Annotated in this window: 15 protein-coding genes; 8 read left to right on the top strand and 7 right to left on the bottom strand. The window is 63.7% G+C overall.

Annotated features, from left to right (window positions below; genetic code table 11):
• Window positions 1–7: 7 nt before the first annotated feature.
• Window positions 8–1153: a PQQ-dependent sugar dehydrogenase gene (locus ACR9ZN_RS08760; RefSeq protein ID WP_481271915.1), complete on the top strand. Its 1146-nt coding sequence runs from the start codon at window positions 8–10 to the stop codon at window positions 1151–1153.
• 7 nt (window positions 1154–1160) lie between these two features.
• On the opposite strand, the gene ACR9ZN_RS08755 is transcribed toward ACR9ZN_RS08760, so the two are convergent.
• Complete coding sequence (locus ACR9ZN_RS08755; RefSeq protein WP_481271914.1) at window positions 1161–1784, bottom strand: GNAT family N-acetyltransferase; 624 nt, start codon at window positions 1782–1784, stop codon at window positions 1161–1163.
• Window positions 1785–1916: 132 nt separating this feature from the next.
• The gene (locus ACR9ZN_RS08750; protein WP_434959779.1) at window positions 1917–3635 is read right to left on the bottom strand and encodes a caspase family protein; all 1719 of its coding nucleotides are present in this window, start codon (window positions 3633–3635) and stop codon (window positions 1917–1919) included.
• Window positions 3636–4014: 379 nt separating this feature from the next.
• Between ACR9ZN_RS08750 and ACR9ZN_RS08745 the strand changes: the two genes are divergently transcribed.
• Window positions 4015–4902 carry a cupin-like domain-containing protein gene (locus tag ACR9ZN_RS08745; protein ID WP_434959780.1) on the top strand — a complete coding sequence of 296 codons (888 nt, stop codon included), beginning with the start codon at window positions 4015–4017 and terminating at the stop codon, window positions 4900–4902.
• A gap of 52 nt (window positions 4903–4954) precedes the next feature.
• Here the strand turns inward: ACR9ZN_RS08745 and ACR9ZN_RS08740 are convergent, their stop codons facing one another.
• Together ACR9ZN_RS08740 and ACR9ZN_RS08735 are read right to left on the bottom strand one after the other, a co-directional pair.
• The gene (locus ACR9ZN_RS08740) at window positions 4955–5539 is read right to left on the bottom strand and encodes a class I SAM-dependent methyltransferase (RefSeq protein WP_434959781.1); all 585 of its coding nucleotides are present in this window, start codon (window positions 5537–5539) and stop codon (window positions 4955–4957) included.
• A 272-nt stretch (window positions 5540–5811) separates the two neighbouring features.
• The gene (locus ACR9ZN_RS08735; protein WP_454819026.1) at window positions 5812–7857 is read right to left on the bottom strand and encodes a DUF4139 domain-containing protein; all 2046 of its coding nucleotides are present in this window, start codon (window positions 7855–7857) and stop codon (window positions 5812–5814) included.
• Between the two features lie 422 nt (window positions 7858–8279).
• On the opposite strand from ACR9ZN_RS08735, the gene ACR9ZN_RS08730 reads away from it, so the two are divergent.
• Genes ACR9ZN_RS08730 through ACR9ZN_RS08720 form a run of 3 tightly spaced genes read left to right on the top strand, consistent with a single transcriptional unit; the run spans window position 8280 to window position 10744 of the window.
• Complete coding sequence (locus ACR9ZN_RS08730) at window positions 8280–9158, top strand: metal ABC transporter solute-binding protein, Zn/Mn family (protein WP_441771480.1); 879 nt, start codon at window positions 8280–8282, stop codon at window positions 9156–9158.
• The gene (locus ACR9ZN_RS08725) at window positions 9155–9943 is read left to right on the top strand and encodes a metal ABC transporter ATP-binding protein (protein ID WP_481271913.1); all 789 of its coding nucleotides are present in this window, start codon (window positions 9155–9157) and stop codon (window positions 9941–9943) included. Before ACR9ZN_RS08730 ends, ACR9ZN_RS08725 begins: the two co-directional genes overlap by 4 nt.
• A 9-nt stretch (window positions 9944–9952) precedes the next feature.
• On the top strand, window positions 9953–10744 hold the full coding sequence (locus ACR9ZN_RS08720) for a metal ABC transporter permease (protein ID WP_434959785.1): 792 nt from the start codon (window positions 9953–9955) through the stop codon (window positions 10742–10744).
• A 7-nt stretch (window positions 10745–10751) separates the two neighbouring features.
• Here ACR9ZN_RS08720 and ACR9ZN_RS08715 read toward each other — a convergent pair whose 3' ends face one another.
• A complete protein-coding gene (locus ACR9ZN_RS08715) occupies window positions 10752–12158 on the bottom strand; it encodes an aminotransferase-like domain-containing protein (protein ID WP_454819028.1) in 1407 nt (468 codons plus the stop codon).
• A gap of 173 nt (window positions 12159–12331) precedes the next feature.
• Here ACR9ZN_RS08715 and ACR9ZN_RS08710 point away from each other — a divergent pair, with 173 nt between their 5' ends.
• The gene (locus ACR9ZN_RS08710) at window positions 12332–13192 is read left to right on the top strand and encodes a DMT family transporter (RefSeq protein ID WP_454819030.1); all 861 of its coding nucleotides are present in this window, start codon (window positions 12332–12334) and stop codon (window positions 13190–13192) included.
• Between the two features lie 225 nt (window positions 13193–13417).
• Here ACR9ZN_RS08710 and ACR9ZN_RS08705 read toward each other — a convergent pair whose 3' ends face one another.
• Together ACR9ZN_RS08705 and ACR9ZN_RS08700 are read right to left on the bottom strand one after the other, a co-directional pair.
• Window positions 13418–15043, bottom strand: coding sequence for a serine hydrolase domain-containing protein (locus tag ACR9ZN_RS08705; RefSeq protein ID WP_481271912.1), 1626 nt, complete (start codon window positions 15041–15043; stop codon window positions 13418–13420).
• 266 nt (window positions 15044–15309) lie between these two features.
• On the bottom strand, window positions 15310–16170 hold the full coding sequence (locus ACR9ZN_RS08700; RefSeq protein WP_454819034.1) for an alpha/beta fold hydrolase: 861 nt from the start codon (window positions 16168–16170) through the stop codon (window positions 15310–15312).
• Between the two features lie 186 nt (window positions 16171–16356).
• Between ACR9ZN_RS08700 and ACR9ZN_RS08695 the strand changes: the two genes are divergently transcribed.
• Complete coding sequence (locus ACR9ZN_RS08695; RefSeq protein ID WP_481271911.1) at window positions 16357–17136, top strand: class I SAM-dependent methyltransferase; 780 nt, start codon at window positions 16357–16359, stop codon at window positions 17134–17136.
• 102 nt (window positions 17137–17238) lie between these two features.
• Window positions 17239–18525: a chloride channel protein gene (locus ACR9ZN_RS08690; RefSeq protein ID WP_454819038.1), complete on the top strand. Its 1287-nt coding sequence runs from the start codon at window positions 17239–17241 to the stop codon at window positions 18523–18525.
• Window positions 18526–18590 lie beyond the last annotated feature (65 nt).

Below are 18590 nucleotides of genomic sequence, written 5' to 3'. Positions count from 1 at the left end.
ATCATCGATGCGCAATGCCGTCCGAATCACTCTGGCCGCCACAATCATCGGAAGCGCAGCCGCCCTTCCGAGCCTGGCCCGCGCCGAAGTGAACGCAGCGACCAGCCCCGCCTCGGCAAGCCGCCCTTTCAAGGCCACGACCATCGCACGTTTCGATACGCCCTGGGCTATCGCTTTCCTGCCCGACGGGCGCATGCTGGTCACGGAAAAGGGCGGGCGGCTATTCCTGGTGACGCCGGCGGGCGCCAAGACCGAGATCGCCGGCGTTCCACGTGCGCAGGTCGGAGGCCAGAACGGCCTGCTCGACATTGCCGCTTCGCCCGGCTTTGCGCGAGACGGGCTGGTCTATCTCAGCTATGTCGAGCCTAGCTCGGGCGGCGGCACTCTCGCTTTGGCGCGGGCCAAGCTGACCGAAGCAGACGGAAAGGCGCGCCTGAGCGATCTTGACGTGATCTGGCGTGCTTCGCCGAAGGGCGGCGGCGGCCAGCCCGGCGGCATCATCGCCTTCGCTCCCGATGGGCGCCACCTCTTCCTCAGTTCCGGCGACCGCATGGAGCCGGAAACGGCTCAGAACGCCGACACCAATCTCGGCAAGATCCTCCGGCTCAATCTCGATGGTTCCGCGCCCGCCGACAATCCGATGGCCGCCCAGGGCGGCGTCAGGGCGCAGATCTGGAGCCTCGGCCATCGCAATCCCTATGGCCTGGCCTTCGCCCCCGATGGCAGCCTGTGGGAAAACGAGATGGGGCCGCGCGGCGGCGACGAGCTCAATCTGATCCGCCGGGGGCTGAATTATGGCTGGCCCATCGTCTCCAACGGCGACAATTACAGCGGCGTTCCCATCCCCCGCCACCGGACCAGGCCGGAATTCGAAGCCCCGGTTGTCTACTGGACCCCGATCATTGCTCCGGCAGGCCTGGCCTTCCATTCGGGCAAGCTGTTTCCGCAATGGCGGGGTTCGGCCTTCATCGGCGCACTCGGAGGCGAAGCGCTGGTGCGCATCGCCTTCGATGGCAAGAACGGCGCGCGCCAGGCAGATCGCTGGGACATGGGCGCCCGCATCCGCGACGTCGCCGTCGATCGCGATGGCGCGCTCTGGCTGATCGAGGACGATTCGGACGGACGTCTGCTGCGCCTGACGCCGGCAAAATAACGAATGATCAGCCGGTGAAGTCTGCCAGCGGCACATGCGCCGCCGCCTCGCGCGGCAGGCATCCGCTCAGGCGCGGATCGGCGCAGACCTCCACCTCGAAGGCGAAGGGCACGAAGCCCGAACGGCGGTAGAAGCCAAGCGCTCCAGGATGATCGAAAGTGCAGGTATGGACCCACAGTCGCTCGATCGGCCTCGCCCAGGCCCTGTCCAGGGCCTGGTCCATCAGGAAACGGCCGGCCCCCTGCCCGATGGCTTGCTGCACCAGGCCGAAAAAGGCCAGTTCGCACTGTCCCTGTTGACGGAAATCCAATTCGAGCAAGCCAAGTTGCTGCTTGCGCCCGCCGAGCACGTAGACTTCGACATCGGGGTGCTCCAGAATCGCCCTGAGTTCGGCGTCCGGCATGGCCAGGCGCGAAAACCACAGCCAATCCTCGCCGACGGCCCGATAGAGGGCACGGTAGTCGGCCAGTTCAGGCTTCTCGATCCGCTCCAGGGTCAGCGGTCGTTCGAGCGGCTTTGCCGGCTTCGGCCTGGGCCTTTGCCGCATCTCGAGACAGGTGACCACATTGGCAAGCATGCCGGGCGGCACGCTGGAATAGCCGGCGGGAAGAACGGGAGTGGAGGAGGTCATGGAACCGAACAATGCTGACGTGTTTTGTGATCTCAATGAATCACTTCAAATCACAAAGATACGTCGAAGCAAAGAGCTGGAATAAGGAGGCCATTCCACCAAGTTGCGCTTTGCTCCCCGAATCTTCCGGCTTCAATCCTTCTCCACCGTGTTGACCTCGGACTGCGAGCCGTCACGCCAGGTGACCTGCACGCTGATCGACTTGGTATTGCCGGGCACCTTCAGATAGGTCTTGGCATTGTTGGGGATCGAATAGGGATCCTTCATATTGCAGACTGGCAGGTCGAAGCGGGTCAGGGGCGGCGCGCCATTGAGGCCATAGCGCACCTCGGTGACGGCGCAGCGATAGCTTACCATCGTGGTGAAATAGACCAGCACGCCGTTGAAGTCGCGAAACTCCACCCAGCTGCCCTGGATCGAGGTGAGATTGCGGCGCTGGTCTTCGTAGAGCGCGATATCCGGGTCGAATCGAATCGAGAAGGGACCGACATCGGCTCCGTCGATGCTGCGATAGCGCACCTGGACGATACCAGCCTGGGCGCGTGGCGACATCGAGAAGGACGGATTGGGCATGCGGCCACCCGTGCGCTGGTCGAGAACGTCGAGCAGGCCGGTCTCCTTGAATTCGCCAGCCTCGCCGATGCGGTACGACAGGGCTGTCGCCGGCTCGGGCAGGGACAATGTCACAGTCCAGCCGGCATTGGAGCGCGAGAAGCTGGCGATGGGTGCGCGGCCGATGGGCTGCATCAGTTGGCTCGGCTTGATATCCGGACTGACCAAGGCCAGTTGCTGGCCCGTCGCTGCGCCGCCTTGCTGGACGTTCAGGGCCTTGGCCGGATCGGTCGTGGGCGGATTGGCCGGGTGCTGCAGGGCGATCTTGGCGTCCTTGCCGCCGATGGTGACGCCCGGGCCGAGCTTCACGCCGGGCCCGATGGAGACGCCCTTGCCGGCCTCGGTCCGTCCGACCGTGTTGATCTCGGTGGGAATATTCGGGCCCGCCCGTCCGGCCTGGCTGGCCATCGCGACCTGCTGGCCGGGCTCCGCTGCGGTACCGGCCGCATCCGACAGCACGACGTCACCGATGACCTGATCGTAATAGGCAGGCGTCTGGTCATGGCCGACACTGGCCGCCAGAGCGCGCACATCGACCTGCGTTTTCTTGGCAATCTCGACCAGGGTCTGGCCGGGCTTCGACAATTCGCCGAGGAAACTGCGAGTGAACACGGAATTGGGGTTGCCATCCTGGTCCGACAGCCGATCGAGCGCCTCCTGCTTGGCTCCCGCCGACATCAAGACAAAGACGCCCTCCGGCGCGTCGACACGGGCAAGGCCACGGGTCGCCGATGCCGAACGCGAGCGGTCATTGGCGAAGGGATTGTTGCGGCAGGCATCCAGCACCAGCACGGCAACGCCGGCTCCCCTGTCCCGGATCCCGTCGACCACGCGCTCCACCGAAAAGGAAGCGTCGCGGATGAGGTCTTGCTGGTTGGCCTGGACGGAAGGCACGTCGGTGGGCAGCAGATAATTGGTACCGCCGATCTCGAAGCCATGGCCGGCATAGTAGAACAGCGCCCGGTCGCCGGGCTGGATATCGGCGTTGAAGGCGACGAGAGCCCGGCTCATGCCGCGCTGATCGGCATTTTCGACCCGCCTCACCACATAACCGAGCTTTTCGAGCTGGTCCGCGATGGCGCGGGCGTCCGAGACCGCCTTCTGGAGAGACGTGACATTGGCGTAGGAATTATTGCCGATGACCAGCGCGAGATTACGCGCCATGGCAGCCTCGGCTGCGCACAAGCCGAGCGCGAGCGATAGAACCAGACCAGTGAAGAAGCGTGCCGAGCGCCGCATGATACCCTCGAAACCGGCAGGATCAGTCAGGCGTCGCCGGCCGCGCCCTTATAATTCGCTTGGCGGTAGAAGGCACGATGTTTGCAAGCCGAACCGTGCCTTTGCGCACTTCAACCGCCGTCCGCACTGCGACTGCAGGGGATGCAGGCGCTCGTCCTAGGCGCTCATCTTGCCATTCGCGCCGCGTCGACTTCCCTTAAGTCATACGGCTTCTGATCGAGCGAGAGAACAACTCCCCCTACTAAAGATTGATTTGAACGCCTCCGAAAGACTCCTTCGCCCTCCTCGCCCGCAAAGTAAAATTCTGCGATAAATCAATAAATCAATAAATCATAACCCCACTACTGAAACACTCCGTCCAATTCAGAGGAAGCAAGGCATGCTGACGAAGCCATCTATTGTTCAGCATTCAGGTCAGTGGTCGACCGTGGAGCCGTTCGAGGAATGCCGGCGCCTGCTTCACAAAGCCGCCTTCTCGATGCAGCACCCTCTGGCCAGCCATCCACTGTTTTCGATCGACGCCTTGGCGAGTGTGGCGGAGGAAGCGGCCGAGCGGCCGGGCGACCTCTACTGGGATGCGGGCGACCTTTCGATCACCGACAAATGGGGCTCGGTCCCCAAGCCGGACATGACGGTGCGCCAGGTCATCGACCGGATCGAGACGGCCGGCGCCTGGATGGTGCTGAAGCATATCGAAATCGATCCCCGCTATAAGAAGCTGCTGGACGAGTTCGACGACTTCATCCGCCAGATTGCCGGCCCCGAAGGTTCCAAGCTGCTCAGCAACACCGAAATGCTGATATTCATCACCTCACCGCGGCGCAAGACCCCTTATCACTTCGATGCCGAGGTCAACGTCCTCACCCAGATTCATGGCACCAAGGACATCTGGGTCTGCGATCCGATGGATCGGAGCATCACCACCGAGGATGAACTCGAGCGTTATTACGCGGTGACGACCACGGCGGGCACCTTCAAGCCGGAAGCCGAGCGGAAGGCCCGCAAGATCACCCTTCAGCCCGGCGACGCTGTGCATATTCCCACGCATGGCGCGCATTGGCTGCAGAACCATGACAATATTTCGGTCAGCCTGTCGCTCAATCTCGAATTTCCGAATTGGAAGTACAAGGACGTCTACCGGGCCAATTATTATTTGCGCCGCATGGGCCTGAAGCCCCGTTCGCCCGGCCACTCGGCGATCGTCGACCGCTCGAAGGCCGCCACTATCGGCTGCGTCCGCCAGGTCAAGAAGCTGGTTGGTCGCTGAGGCAAGGCTCTTGTCCCGCAGGGCCTCGCCCTGACGACGCCCGGCCGCGAGATCAGCGGAGCAAAGAGGCCCCCCGCCGGCCGATCCGATATACCGTTGCCGGCGGTATGTTGGCGAAGGCCCGGCCGATCCGAATCGCGCGCAAGCCGAGGCTTTCGAGCATCGGCCCCGACACGGGGCACCGGGCGCCATAGGTGAATTGATAGAAGACTCCACCGGGACGCAGCGTCTCGAAGGCGCCAGCCAGTATGGCCTGAACCTTGTCCTTGGGCAGATTGAGGAGTGGCAGCCCGCTAACCACTGCGCCGACCATCGGCCCGCTGAAGAGGCCGAGCGTACCGAGGCTGGCGGCATCCTCTCGCAGCACGCGCGCCAGGGGAAAGCGCGAACGCAGCAGTTCGACGAAATCGGTGCCAAGCTCCAGCAGCGTAAGATCGTCCTCCTTGACGCCCCGGGCCAGCAGCGCCCGGGTGAAGACGCCTGTCCCCGGTCCCAGTTCTACGACGGGTCCCGAGGAGGGCGTGATCTCGCGGGTGATCAGTTCGGCAAGGGCGGGCCCCGAAGGCGCGACGGCACCCACACTGAGGGGATCTGAACTCAAGGCCCGCAAGAAGGGCAACACGTCGCGTAGGGTCATGCCATCGTCCGCACATGATCGAGACCACATGGAAGACCGCGGCTGAAGCACGCTCCACGCATCCACCGAAACGGATACAGCCTCGATCGCGCATGCACCGCCGGGCCTGTCGCAAAGTCGGGACGCGAAACGCGACTCAACCTTCGCCGGCAGGCACGACCATTTTGCCCGGCTGCATTGAGCCAGCATTGCAACCGTTCGACGGCTGCCAAAAAAGGGAGTTTATCCGCTGATCGAGGCCGAGCCTGTCGGGCCGGCCTTGGCCCTCGCCGCTACAGGGCCCTCACGCGATCGCCCAGGACCTTGCGGGCCGCCTCATATTTGGCCCGCGCCTCCTTGATCGCCACATCGAGCTTGTCGAGGGCCTTTTCCTGTTCCAGCATCTTCTGCGAATAGAGCCGGGCGAGGTCGGACCCCTGCGGCGCCGATTTCAGGTTTTCGCGGATGCGTTCCTGATCCTGGGTAATGCCGTCGCGCTGCTCCTCGAGGCGGGCCGTGGCAGCCTGCGCCTCGTCGCTCGCCTTGGCAGCCTCGGCAACCGTGGCAAGCCGGGCCTTGGTCTCGGCGTCGAGATCGGGCGCGGCCATCAGGGCCTGGACGCGCTCGCCCGTGACATCGGCAATCGCCATCGCCTCGACCACCGGCCGCTCAAGCGTGACCTTGTATTGCTTGGACTTGCCCGCCTCGACATCGAAGCGGATACGATAGGCCTGCCCGGCGATGGTCGCCTCCTCGGCCTTGGGCTCCATCAGGGTCCAATCGGCGACCCGCGGCTGCTCCACCACCATATGGCGCAGTTCACCGGCGCCATTCTTGACGCGATAGGTCGTGGTCTGGCGCAGGCGGCTCTCGACACTGAGCGTGCCGTCGACCACCTTGATCTTGGTGATCGCCTTGGCCGAACTCGACTCCGAGTCGACCAGCACCTTCTGGTCGGCGCCAAAACCGATCAGACGGAAATCGCCGGTGGGCAGCAGCGGGAATTGCGCCTCGCCCGAAAACAGCGGCCCCGCATCGGCAGCTTCGTAAATGGTGGCGGACCCCGCCGGCAGCGAGGTGGTGGCGTCATTCTTCAAGGTCAGCGCCTGCCAGGGATTGCGGCTGCCGCCCTGATACCAGGCCACGGCCTGCGAGGGCATTTTGAGATCGACGAAGGGAATGGTGAGGCTTTCGCCCGAGCCAACGCTGACCAGCTTCGACAGGGTGAAGCTGGCACCGGCTGCGTTCTCCTCGGCGGCGCTGCCGGCTTCCTGCGGCTCAGCCATCCTGAATTCCTGCGCACCGCCTCCCTGGCCAAGAAAAGCCTGGTTCTTGCGGAGCCGCGCGGACGGTGCGATCGGGGCGGGTGCAGCAGCAGGGGCCGGTGCCAAATCATACATGGGCTGGTCGATGCCTGCGCCGCCCGATGCCTTTAGTTCCAGGGCCTGCTGCCCGGCATCGGTGCGCGGCAATGCCGTCCGGCTCACCGGCGGCGCGATGGTCTGGCGCGTGACGTAATAGGGATCGTAGAGCGCCTGGCGGAAGGTAACCGGCGAGGCCGAGGACAAGGTCACCTCGACATCCTTCCAGGGATTGCCCGTCATGTTCTCCAGCACGACCCAGCCTTGCAGGCGCGCCTTGTCCTCGCTGGCCTTGGGCAGCGTCAGGCGATAGGCCGCCTTCCATACCGGGGCTTCCGCGACATAGCCGATGCGCACGGTGCGCTTGCCGCCCTCGGCGAGCTGAATGGAAATGTCGCGGCCGGAACGGTCTTGTGCCGTGCGCAGGGCCTTCAGCGCCGTCTCGACCTGTTCGCCCAACCGCGCATCCTTGAACTCCAGCCCTTCGGCCTCTTCCAGGATGAACTGCTCGATCGCCACGCCCGAGAACACGGAGACGCGGGTGCGCGTCATGCTAGCGCCGTCCTTGCCGGTCACCGTCTCCGTCTGCACGCTGGCGATGCGCCCTTCGAGCTTGCGTGGGCCGGAAAGCTTGATCTCGGCTCCCTTCAGCGCCCCGATCAAGGCCGGCATGCTGTCGAGGTCGGATTTGGCGAAAGGCAGGGAGGCGAAGGTCTCGTCTGCACCGGCCTTGCCAGGCAGAGTGGCCGAGCCGGTGCCGGCCGGATCGAGAATCAGCACGCTCTTGAGAATGTCGTCGACCTGGTCGAGCCGGGCGCGCAGGGTCAGCGTCTCCTTGCCGGTGACTTCGGCGGCATATTCGAAATAGCCCACGCCCCCCGTGCCGAGCACGGCACGCTTGAGGACGAGTTCGGCGGCTTCGGCAGTACCGGTGAGCATGGTGGTGGCCATCAGGACAAGAAGAAGGGGGGAACGCATGAAAAGCCCTCTAAAGCGTTTTGCAACAGGACTGAACCATCAGGTATCGCAAAGACGCGCTAGCCAATCCATTGATTGGCTTGGAAACAAGGAGTGAGAGCAAACAAGCGTCCAGCCCTGAACGCGCTTTGCTCTAAGAGATCGGCGACGGGTCTCGGTGCCGTTGTAGCAGCTTTACGGCTTATCCGAGGTGTATCGGGGGTTACAGACGAGTGCAACCGGGGTGCGTCGATCTCCAGATCGACCATCTTGGAAACGCAGCGTGTGAAGGAGGATGAAGGTGGTCGATCTGGAGATCGACCCACCAAGTCCGTTCGCCGTGGTTGACATCTTCCGCCTCGCTTCATATGAACTGTTATATTATAACATTTCATGATCAGGACGGACGGACAGTCCGCCTCTTTGCCCCTACGGAGATCACGATGCGTTCGATGATGTTTGCCGCCGTTCTGCTGGCTGCAGCAGCGATCATGCCCCACCCGGCCGCAGCCGCCGAGAAGATCAAGGTCGTCGCCGCGGAGAATTTTTACGGCGACCTCGCCAGCCAGATCGGGGGCGACCATATCGAGATCACCTCCATTCTTTCCAATCCCGAGGACGACCCGCATCTGTTCGAATCGAGTCCTTCCACCGCACGCGCCCTCTCGACCGCTGCGATCGTCGTCTATAATGGCGCCGACTACGATCCGTGGATGGACAAGCTGCTTTCCGCCTCTGCCAAACCTGATCGCAAGGCGATCGTCGCCGCAGAGCTGACCGGGCATAAGGCAGGTGATAATCCCCATCTCTGGTACGACCTGAAGACGTTCCCTGCCGTGGCCACGGCACTCGCGGCCGAGCTCGAAAAGCGCGACGCCACCCATGCCGCCGATTACAAGGCCAATCTCGCCAAGTTCGAAGCTTCCTTCTCCGAGTTGACGAAACAGGTCGATGCGATCAAGACCAAGTATAAGGACACGCAAGTGACCGCCACCGAGCCGGTTTTCGGCTATATGGCGGATGCCCTTGGCCTCAAGATGCTCAACCAGGATTTCCAGACCGCGATCATGAATGACAGCGAGCCGAGTCCCAGCCAGGTCGCCGCCTTCGAGAACAGTCTCAAGGATGGTTCGGCCAAGATCCTGTTCTATAACAATCAGGTCACCGACGAGACCACGAAGCGGCTCCTGCAGATCGCCCGGGATCACAAGGTTGCGGTGGTCGGCGTCACCGAAACCATGCCGGCAGGAACGGCGATCCAGGCCTGGTTCGACGGACAGCTCGGCCAGGTGGATCTGGCCCTTTCCGGTTTGACGCAGTGAGTGCTGTCGGTTTCGAAAAAGTCAGCCTGACCCTCGGGAGGCGCCGGATCCTGTCCAGCGTCTCCTTTTCCATTGCCGAAGGCCGGTTCGTCGGCCTGCTCGGTCCCAATGGCGCCGGCAAGACCACGCTGATGCGCGCCGTGCTCGGCCTGGTCAGCCCGCAGGCCGGACGGATCAGTGTGCTCGGCGAAGCACCGCGGCGCGGCAATCCCAAGATCGGCTATATGCCGCAGATGCGGCGCAGCGCAGCCCAGCTCGGCCTCAGCGGCTACGAACTCGTGCTCGGCGCCATCGAAGGCACCCGCTGGGGGTGGCCGTTTGCCTCCGCGGCCGACAAGGAAGCGGCCTGGGCCGCAATCGAGCGTGTCGGCGCCGCCGATCTCGCCCGCCGGCCGATCTCCCAGCTTTCCGGCGGCGAGCGCCAGCGCCTGCTGATCGCCCAGGCCCTGATCGGCGAGCCCAGGCTCCTGCTGATGGACGAGCCGCTGGCCAGCCTCGACCCCGCCCACCAGCGCGGCATCGTCGAACTGATCAAGGAGGTCGCTTCAGAGCGCGGCATCGCCGTGCTGTTCTGCGCCCATGAGATCAACCCGCTGCTCAACGCCGTCGACCAGGTGCTCTATCTGGGCCATGGCCGCGCCGCGATCGGCACCATCGACGAGGTCGTCAACCGCCATGTCCTGTCCGATCTCTACCGTACCCCCATCCATGTCGCCCGCGTGAATGGCCGCATCTTCGTGATGGCCGAGGAAGGCGAGCTGGAAAGCCATGTGCATGATGAGTGAAACCCGGTAATGTTCGAGTATGAGTTCATGCGCAACGCCTTCATGGCCTGCACGATCGTAGGGATCGTCGCCGGGGCCGTGGGCTATTTCCTGGTGCTGCGCGGCGAAACCTTCGCCGGCCATGCCTTGGCGCATGTCGGCTTTCCCGGTGCCACCGGGGCGGCTCTGATCGGCCTGTCGCCCTTTGTGGGCTTCACCGTCTTTACCGTTCTGGCCGGCATCGGCATCGGCCTTCTGGGCGAGCGCGCCCATCGCGACGTCGCCATCGGCATCGTGCTAACCCTCTCGCTCGGCATCGGCCTGCTCTTCTTGTATTTCTACAAGGCCTATGCCGGCGCCGTGACCAATCTCCTTTTCGGCAATGTGCTTGGGGTCAGCCTGGGCACGGTCTGGGTGCTGGCCGGGCTCGGCCTCGCCTGCCTGATCGGCCTTGCCGTCATCGGACGGCCCCTCCTGTTCGCCAGCCTGCAGCCCGAGCTTGCCGAGGCAAAGGGCGTATCGACCGCGCGCATCTCGGCGCTGTTCATGGTGATCGTCGCCCTGGCCACGGCCGAAGCGATGCAGATCGTCGGCGTTCTCCTGGTCTTTGCGTTGATGGTCGCTCCTGCCGCTGCCGCCATGCAGATCAGCAACCGTGTCCATCAGGGGTTGATCATCTCGATCGCTCTGGCGGTCGCCATCGCCTGGATGGGCCTGATCCTGGCCTTCTATACCGATTGGCCCACCAGCTTCTGGATCACGGCATTGGGGGCGCTCGCCTATCTTGCCGCTGGGCTGCTGACCCGCAAGCGCTGGCGCTGACCAGACGTCATCGTCCCCCGGAGGGTATCGCTGCCTTCTCCATGACGTCGGCGAGGACCTCGAAAATACGCTTGTCGGCCGATTGCGCCACGTTGAAGCGCATGAAACTGGTAGCGTTGTGCGAGACGCTGAAGACGTTGCCTGGCGCCATCACCACGTCCCGTTCCAGGGCCTTGCGGGCGATCATCGCCGAATCCAGGCCCTCGGGCAGTTCGGCCCACAGGAACATGCCGGCCTGGGGCTCCAGCCACAGGCGCAGGCCGCAGGCCTGCAGCCTTTCCGCGGTCACGGCCATCGCCTTGGCGAGGCGCGGTCGCAGCCCTTCGAGATGGCGACGATAACTGCCATCGGTGAGCAGGCGCAGCGTGGTCTGGGCCGCGACATCGCTGCAGCCGATACCGGTGGCAAGCGCCAGATCCGTCAGCCCTTCGATCCAATCGGCACGTGCCACGATATAACCGCAGCGCAAGGCGGCCGTCAGCGTCTTGGAAAAGCTGCCGAGATGAATCACCCGCTCGAAACCATCGAGCGCCGCCAGCCCCGACGAAGGCCGGGCTTCGAAATCGGCGAAGATATTGTCCTCGACCAGAATGAAATCGTGCTGCTCGGCCAGTTTCAGCAGGCGATGCGCCGTACCCACGCTCACCGTTGCGCCGGTGGGATTATGCAGCACCGCATTGGTCAGATAGAGCTTTGGGCGATGCTCGGCGCACAGGCTGGCGAAGCGCTCGAGGTCCGGCCCCTGGCGCGTATAGGGCACGCCGATGATGCGCGCCCGCTGAGCCTGCAGCAGGGACTGGAAGTTGAAATAGCAGGGATCGTCGACCAGCACGGCATCGCCCGGCTCGATCAGGAAACGGCAGACGAGATCGATGGCGCGCGACCCTGAATCGGTCAAGAGGATCGCAGCAGGTTCCACTTCCAAGCCCCGCTCCGTGAAGCGGCGGGCCAGATGCTCGCGTAGCGGCCATAGGCCCTGGGGCACGCTATAGGTCGAGATATTGGCGGTCTCGTCGCGTGCCACCGCGCGAAGCCCGCGTCGGACCATATCCTCGGGCAACCAGGAATCGGGCAACCAGCCGCAGCCGGGATGCAGCGCGCTCATCTGCTGGGTCAGGGACTGACGGTAGATCCAAAGGGGATCGATGGCGCGATCGAGGCTCGGCCCGCTCTCCACCAGGGCGAAGGGACGAATACGGCCTGCCGCAAAGAATCCCGAGCCGGGCCGCGCTTCAACGGCGCCTTGCGCCACAAGCCGGTCATAGGCCTCGACGACGGTCGATTTCGACACGCTCTGCCGTTCGGCCAGCCGACGGATGGACGGCAGGCGCGCGCCGGGCGCCGTGGCAATCAGACGGCGGATCTCCGCCATCGTCGCATCGATCAGGGTTGAACCGCCGACTTGGTTCAGCATCCGTATCCCTCCATGACCCAGTACAGTTTAGATCAATTGTACTGGCCCGTCCCTGTCTTCACCAGCCCCTTTCTGAGACAAGAAGCAGGACAGTCGAGGACTTCCTCCCGAAGGAGGCAATCGACCCAGGGCCGTTCGCCGGCAGAACGAACAAAATACGGAAAGATGCGGAAATGGACGACAAGTCGGCAGGCTGGCTCAACGGGTTCCTGGGCGTGGCGATCTTTTCGGGATCGCTGCCAGCGACCCGCATCGCGGTGCACGATCTCACCCCCCTCTTCCTGACCACAGCCCGTGCCGCCATCGCCGGCCTGCTCGGCATCGTCCTGCTGCTCGTCCTCAGGCAGAAATGGCCACGCGCTTCACAGATCGGCTCGTTGAGCCTGGTCTCCATAGGTTGCGTGGTCGGCTTTCCCCTGCTGACGGCACTTGCCCTGCAGAGCATCACCTCCTCGCGTGCCACTGTCTTCATCGGGTTGCTGCCGCTCGCGACCGCCATCTTCGGCGTATTGCGCGGGGGCGAGCGCCCTCGGTTCGGCTTTTGGCTCTTCTCGATTGCCGGTGCCGCCATGGTTGCGGCCTACGCCCTCAGTCAAAGCACGGCCGGCAATGCGCTCGGCGATGGCTTGATGGTGGCCTCCGTCCTGGTCTGCGGCCTCGGCTATGCCGAAGGCGCCCGGCTGTCGCGCGATCTCGGCGGCTGGCAGGTGATTTCCTATGCTCTCGTCCTGTCCCTGCCGGTGATGTTGCCGCTCGCCCTGTGGTGGCAACCAGCCGATCCCAGGACCATCGGCTGGCCGGCGCTTTCGGCTCTCGTCTATGTCTCGCTGTTCTCGATGCTGATCGGCTTCGTGTTCTGGTATCGCGGCCTCGCCCAAGGGGGCATCGCCGCCGTCGGCCAGTTGCAGCTGCTGCAGCCCTTCATGTCGCTGGCCCTGGCCGCGTTGCTGCTGCACGAGCAGGTCGGGCTGGCGGTGTGGGCCGTCGCAGGAGGCGTGGTGGTCTGCGTCGCCGGCGCCAAGCGCTATGCCTGATCTGACCCTGACACCAACGCCCGCCTCCATGCGTGACGTCGATCCAGAAGAATCCCGCCGCTTCCCCTGCGGCGGAGCGCCCCCGGGAAGCGTGATTTCCGCAACTAGGCCCGCTCTTTCAAGCGGGCTTTTTTTGTCCTCATCGACAAGAGCGTGAGGCATGTGCTGCAACGACCAGTCTCCACGGCAGCGGAGAGCAATACGGCACGGCCATGAATAGCCGGTCTATCGGCTCAAGGTTCCCAGGCCGTCGGCGTTCAAATAGTCGACCGTCATCACCTTCGGATTGGCCTCCTGCCCCGAGAATTTGACGGAAGACAAGGAGCCTTCCGGGGCGTTCTCGCCGCCAGGGCTCATCGCAAACATGTCTCCGTCCCAATGGCGGAGCGGGAATCTCATCAAACGCGGCCCGAGCACCAACACCAGATGATCGCCCTCCACCTCGACCGCGGCGGCTTCGAGATATAAATTGGTGTATTGGCCGGCATAGTTCGCGAGATTTCGTGCGGGCTTGGGACGCGCCGGCGGCGCGGCACCCGCAAGATCCCCGATCGGTTTGAAGAAGCCCATCATGCGCTGATGCGCAAGGCCATACCAGTCCCGCGTTTCCTCGCCATATTGCACGATGTCCATGAAGCGCGCCGCAACGGCCTCGGCGGCGCCGACCGGTGCACCATTGGTCAGGACCACGATGCCCACATCGGCCGAGGGCAGAATCTGGAAGGTGGTGCCCGCCCCCAGGAGGAAGGCGCCCGAATGGCTCATGGAGGTTCGGCCGTTGGCATTGACGTTCACGTTGAAGCCGTAGCCGTAGAAGCCGGTGCGTGCGTCGAGCGCATCGCCGCGCCCATTCACCGCCTGGGGCATGAGTGCTGGCAGGATGGCCTCGGGCGTCATCAGCGTTTCGCCGCCGTGCTTGCCGCCGGCAAGCAGCAATTGCAACCACTTTGCCAGTTCCGTGACATTGGAGGAAACCCCGCCCGCCGGGGCCTGCTCGTCGGGATTGCGGTCATAAAGGGGCTTGAACTCGCCGCCCACGAAAGCATGCAGGACGGCGCGGTTCGGCTGCGCCAGGAAGGCCTTGTGGAGGTAGCTGGTCGACCGCATGCCCAGGGGCTGGAAGAGCAGGCGATCGGCCAGGACTTCCCAACGCTCGCCCATGGCGGCGGCAACCGCTTCGGCCCCGATCGTCGTGCCGAAATTGGCGTAGTGATAGGAGGTTCGGAAGGCATCGAGCGGCATCAGCCTGAGCCGAGGGATGATGTCCCGGCGTTCGAAGCCGAGATCCTCCAGATCATCCCCGGCCGCTTCCGGCAGGCCCGAGCGATGGGCGAAGAAATCCCCGATGGTGGCCTGGTTCGAGACATAGTCGTTCCCCAGCCTGAAATCGGGCAGATAGGCGCGGACGCGATCGTCCCAGTTGATGGGCTTGCCAGCTTGCGCGCTCTTGGTCATCGCGATCGCGGCCACGGTGGCGGAAATGGATTTGGAAACCGAGGCGGCCTGGAACACCGTAAATTCATCGACCGGCCGGGTGGCATCACCCTTGACACGTTCGCCATACCCTCTTGCGAACACTGTCTTCCCGCCATGCACGACGGCCACGGCAATGCCGGGGACATGCGACTTTGCCCTGATATCGCGAACGATGTCCGGCAGCCGGCCGACCGCCTTGTCGATGCCGCCCTTGTAGAGCGGCATGGCATCCTGCGGCGGCGAAGGGCCGAGATCGGGCTTGAGCGATTGCGCGACCGCCATTGCCGACAACGTCATCGAGCTGGCGACGATGGTTGCCGCCAGCGAGCGCCGAAACCGAGAGGCCGCTTTACTACCCTGGTGACACATCAGCATAGCCGAATTCTTTCGATTGCCTTGGAAAGACTCCGACTACCCTGCCCCTTCCAGTTTATTTTTGCCAGCGCGAAATAGCCTGCCAGCCTGTATTCAATCAGCATCGCGCGCTGTACGAAAAATACTACGAATTCAGCATGAAAGACGCGCCTGATTGCCGGCACGACGACTTTCAAAAACCATGAGGCAGCAGCCTCAATCAGAGCCTTGTACGGAGCCGGTCAAACGATGGCCAGGATCCGCATGCCTAGCTTTCCGGGCATGCATTACACCGCATGATGGGCGATGGCCTGGACCATCTCGTCAATGTCATGATCGTGGATTTCATGCCCTCCCCCTTCAATCCGGTGCAATCGCGCATGTGGCACGACCTTTGTGAAGGCCTCCCCGTGCGCGATGGGAAACAGAGGATCGGCCGTGCCGTGGATCGCAAGAACCGGCATATCGAGATCGGAAGCCCGCAGCCCTGCAGATCCCTCCTCACGCACCAGCGCGAAATGGTTGGTGGCGCTGGCAAAGGACGGCGCCCTGGCCATGTCGCGGGCGATCAGCGCGCTTGCGGCCCCGGCATCATGCGGATGCCGGGTGCCAGCAAGCATGGCCGCATCGCGGCGCAAGAAATCGGCGATGGCCTCGAGGTCGGACCAGTCAACCCCCTCGGCTGCTGCGGAATGCTCCTGATAGGCTGTGGTCGAGGACGGCAATCCCTCGACCGCGAACGGCGATGTGCTGATCAGGGTGAGCGTCCGCACACGCCGGCGATGGCGCAATGCGGCCTCCTGCGCGACGAAGCCGCCCATCGACATGCCGACCAGATGCGCCGTTTCCAAGCCGTAACTGTCGAAAATGGCTATCGTATCGTCTGCCAGATCGCTGGGCGAGTAGCCGGGCTCGCCTTGTGGATAGTGAGTGGAAAGCCCAGTGTCACGCTGGTCGTAGCGGATCACATAGCGCTCACGAGCCGCAAGTTCTTCACACAACCGGTCCGGCCACCACAGCATCGAAGACATCATCCCCATGATCAGCACGATGGGTGGGCTGGAGGCGACACCGAAAGCCTGGGTCTGAAGATCAGCCCCTTTGACTTCGACGACCTTCTCGGTAACCAGGCATGTGGCCCGTTCCATGAATGCGATCCTTCTGATTGCAAATTACAACTGGATTTCAGATTGCACATCTGATCCTATTATGCAATCAGTTTGTAGCGGAATGTCTGGATACGCGCCCAGGCAGGGGGTGCTGCCCCCGCCAGCGACCGAGGGACTCAGCAGAGAGACGAACTTTCGTAGCGAAGACAAAAGTGGGTGGGTCTGATGGCGTTGCAATGTGCTGATTTTTACGACGCGGAATTATCGCGGCACAACCGGCACTTGCGGGCCGCCGCCAGGGTCGGCAAACGCGACCGAGTGCTCGATATCGGTTGTGGTGCCGGCCAGACCACGCGCGAGGCCGCCAGCATCGCGGTGGAGGCGAAAGTGGTCGGCGTCGATACGTCTGCCGAGATGCTGGAAATCGCGCGGCGGCGTTGCCTGGAAGCTGGGCTGGGAAACGTCGTGTTTGAACGGGGCGACGCGCAGCACCACGCCTTCCCGGCCTCCGGCTTCGATTTGTGCATCAGCCGATTCGGCGTGATGTTCTTTGCCGATCCAGCGGTGGCCTTTGCCAATATTGCCCGCGCGCTGCGTCCGGGCGCGCGCCTTGTGTGGATGGTGTGGCAGAGCCAGGAGGCCAACAGATGGTCTGGTGCCATCAGGCAGGCACTGGCCCCGGGGGGCGTGCTGTCCGTCGACGCCGGCAAGCCGTTTTCGCTCGGGGATCCCGCCGTGGCGACAGCGCTTCTGAGCACTGCGGGCTTCATCTCGATCGACTTTGCCGAGGTGAACGAGCCGGTCTTCTATGGGCCGAATGTCGACGCCGCGTTCGATGCCCTCACCGGCCTCTATCTGGTGAAGGACACGCTTGCGCGCACGGATGAATCACCGGATCAGCCGCTGCAGCGGCTGCGTGACTTGCTGGACGCCCATATGACGGCCGACGGTGTGCTTTTCGATTCGCGTGCATGGATCATCCGTGCCGAGCGGGCGGCTGATTAGGCGGGGCTGACTGGGTGCTCGTAGATCGCGATCAGGCATTCCTCCTTGCCGTCGCAAGGCTTTGGCGGTTTAGAAGGGGAAGCAAAGGACTTTATTCCCCCGATGACCCCTCGCGAATTGCCGATATTACTGCGCCGCCGCACCGCAACGACCATCGGTGCCGTCATTCTCGGCCTCGTCGCCCTCGCCTTCACCTGGACGGCGGACCAGGCCGCGAAACTGTTCGAATTGATGGTGGACAAGGCCCCCTACGCACCGCTGTTGGTGACGCCCTTGGGGCTCGCTCTCCTGGCCTGGCTCACACGGCGTTTTGCGCCCGCGGCCCGCGGCTCCGGCATCCCCCAGGTGAGCGCCGGCGCCCGCGATCCCCAGCATGCCATCGTGGCGGGCCTGATTTCCATGAAGGTCGCCGCCTTCAAATTCGTGGCGACGATCGGCGCCATCCTGGTCGGCGCCTCGGTCGGCCGCGAGGGACCGACGGTGCAGATCAGTGCCGCCCTCATGGCTTTCATGCATCGCCTCCTGAAGATCGATCTTTCGCCCGCCGTGATCATCGCCGGTGGGGCGGCGGGGGTCTCAGCCGCCTTCAACACGCCGCTCGCCGGTATCGCCTTCGCCATCGAGGAACTCGCCGCTTCCTATCACCAGCGCCTCGCCCTGCTGGCCATGGCGGCCGTGATGATCTCGGGCCTCGTCAGTCTCGGCATCGCCGGTGACTACATCTATTTCGGCTCCGTGCACGAGGCGCTGCCGCTCGGCGCCGCCCTGCTCATCGCGCCGCTGGCCGGCGTGATCGGCGGTATCACCGGTGGCCTGTTCTCGCGGCTGATTCTGGCCTTCGGCGCCACCGCCCTCTCCCCCATTGCGGCCCTGCGCCGCCGGCCCATCTGGCTTGCCCTGATTTGTGGCCTCCTTGTCGCGATCCTTGGTGTTCTCAGCCAGGGCGCAACCTGGGGCACCGGCTATGAGGTCGCCCGCCGCTTGGTGGAATCCCATGCCGAACCCTTGTGGTTCGGACCGGCCAAATTCTTCTCGAGCCTGATCACCGTGCTGTCGGGCGTGCCGGGCGGCATTTTCGCGCCCTCGCTCGCCACCGGTGCCGGCGTCGGCAATCTGATCGCCCTTGCCTTTCCCGGCCAGCCGCTCGGTGCCATCGTGCTGCTCGGCATGATCGGCTATTTCGTCGGCGTGGTGCGGGCACCGCTCACAGCCGTCATCATCATTTCGGAAATGTCGGACAGCCGCGCCATGGTACTACCGCTGCTGGCCACCGCCATCATCGCCGACGGCATCTCGGCTCTCATCTGCCGGGAAAAGCTCTACCACGCTCTGGCCAAACCCTTTCTGCCGCCAGGCAAACGAATAGATGGCGACGAAGTTAAGGCCTGATTCAGCTTGTTGCCGAATTGTAATGATCGAAGCGAGATCAATGGCTTTTCTGAATTTCCTTCAAC

The organism is Labrys sp. HAY1-8F (assembly GCF_056754975.1).
Note: the sequence above shows the minus strand (reverse complement) of the source record. Positions and strands in the feature narration are given on the sequence as shown.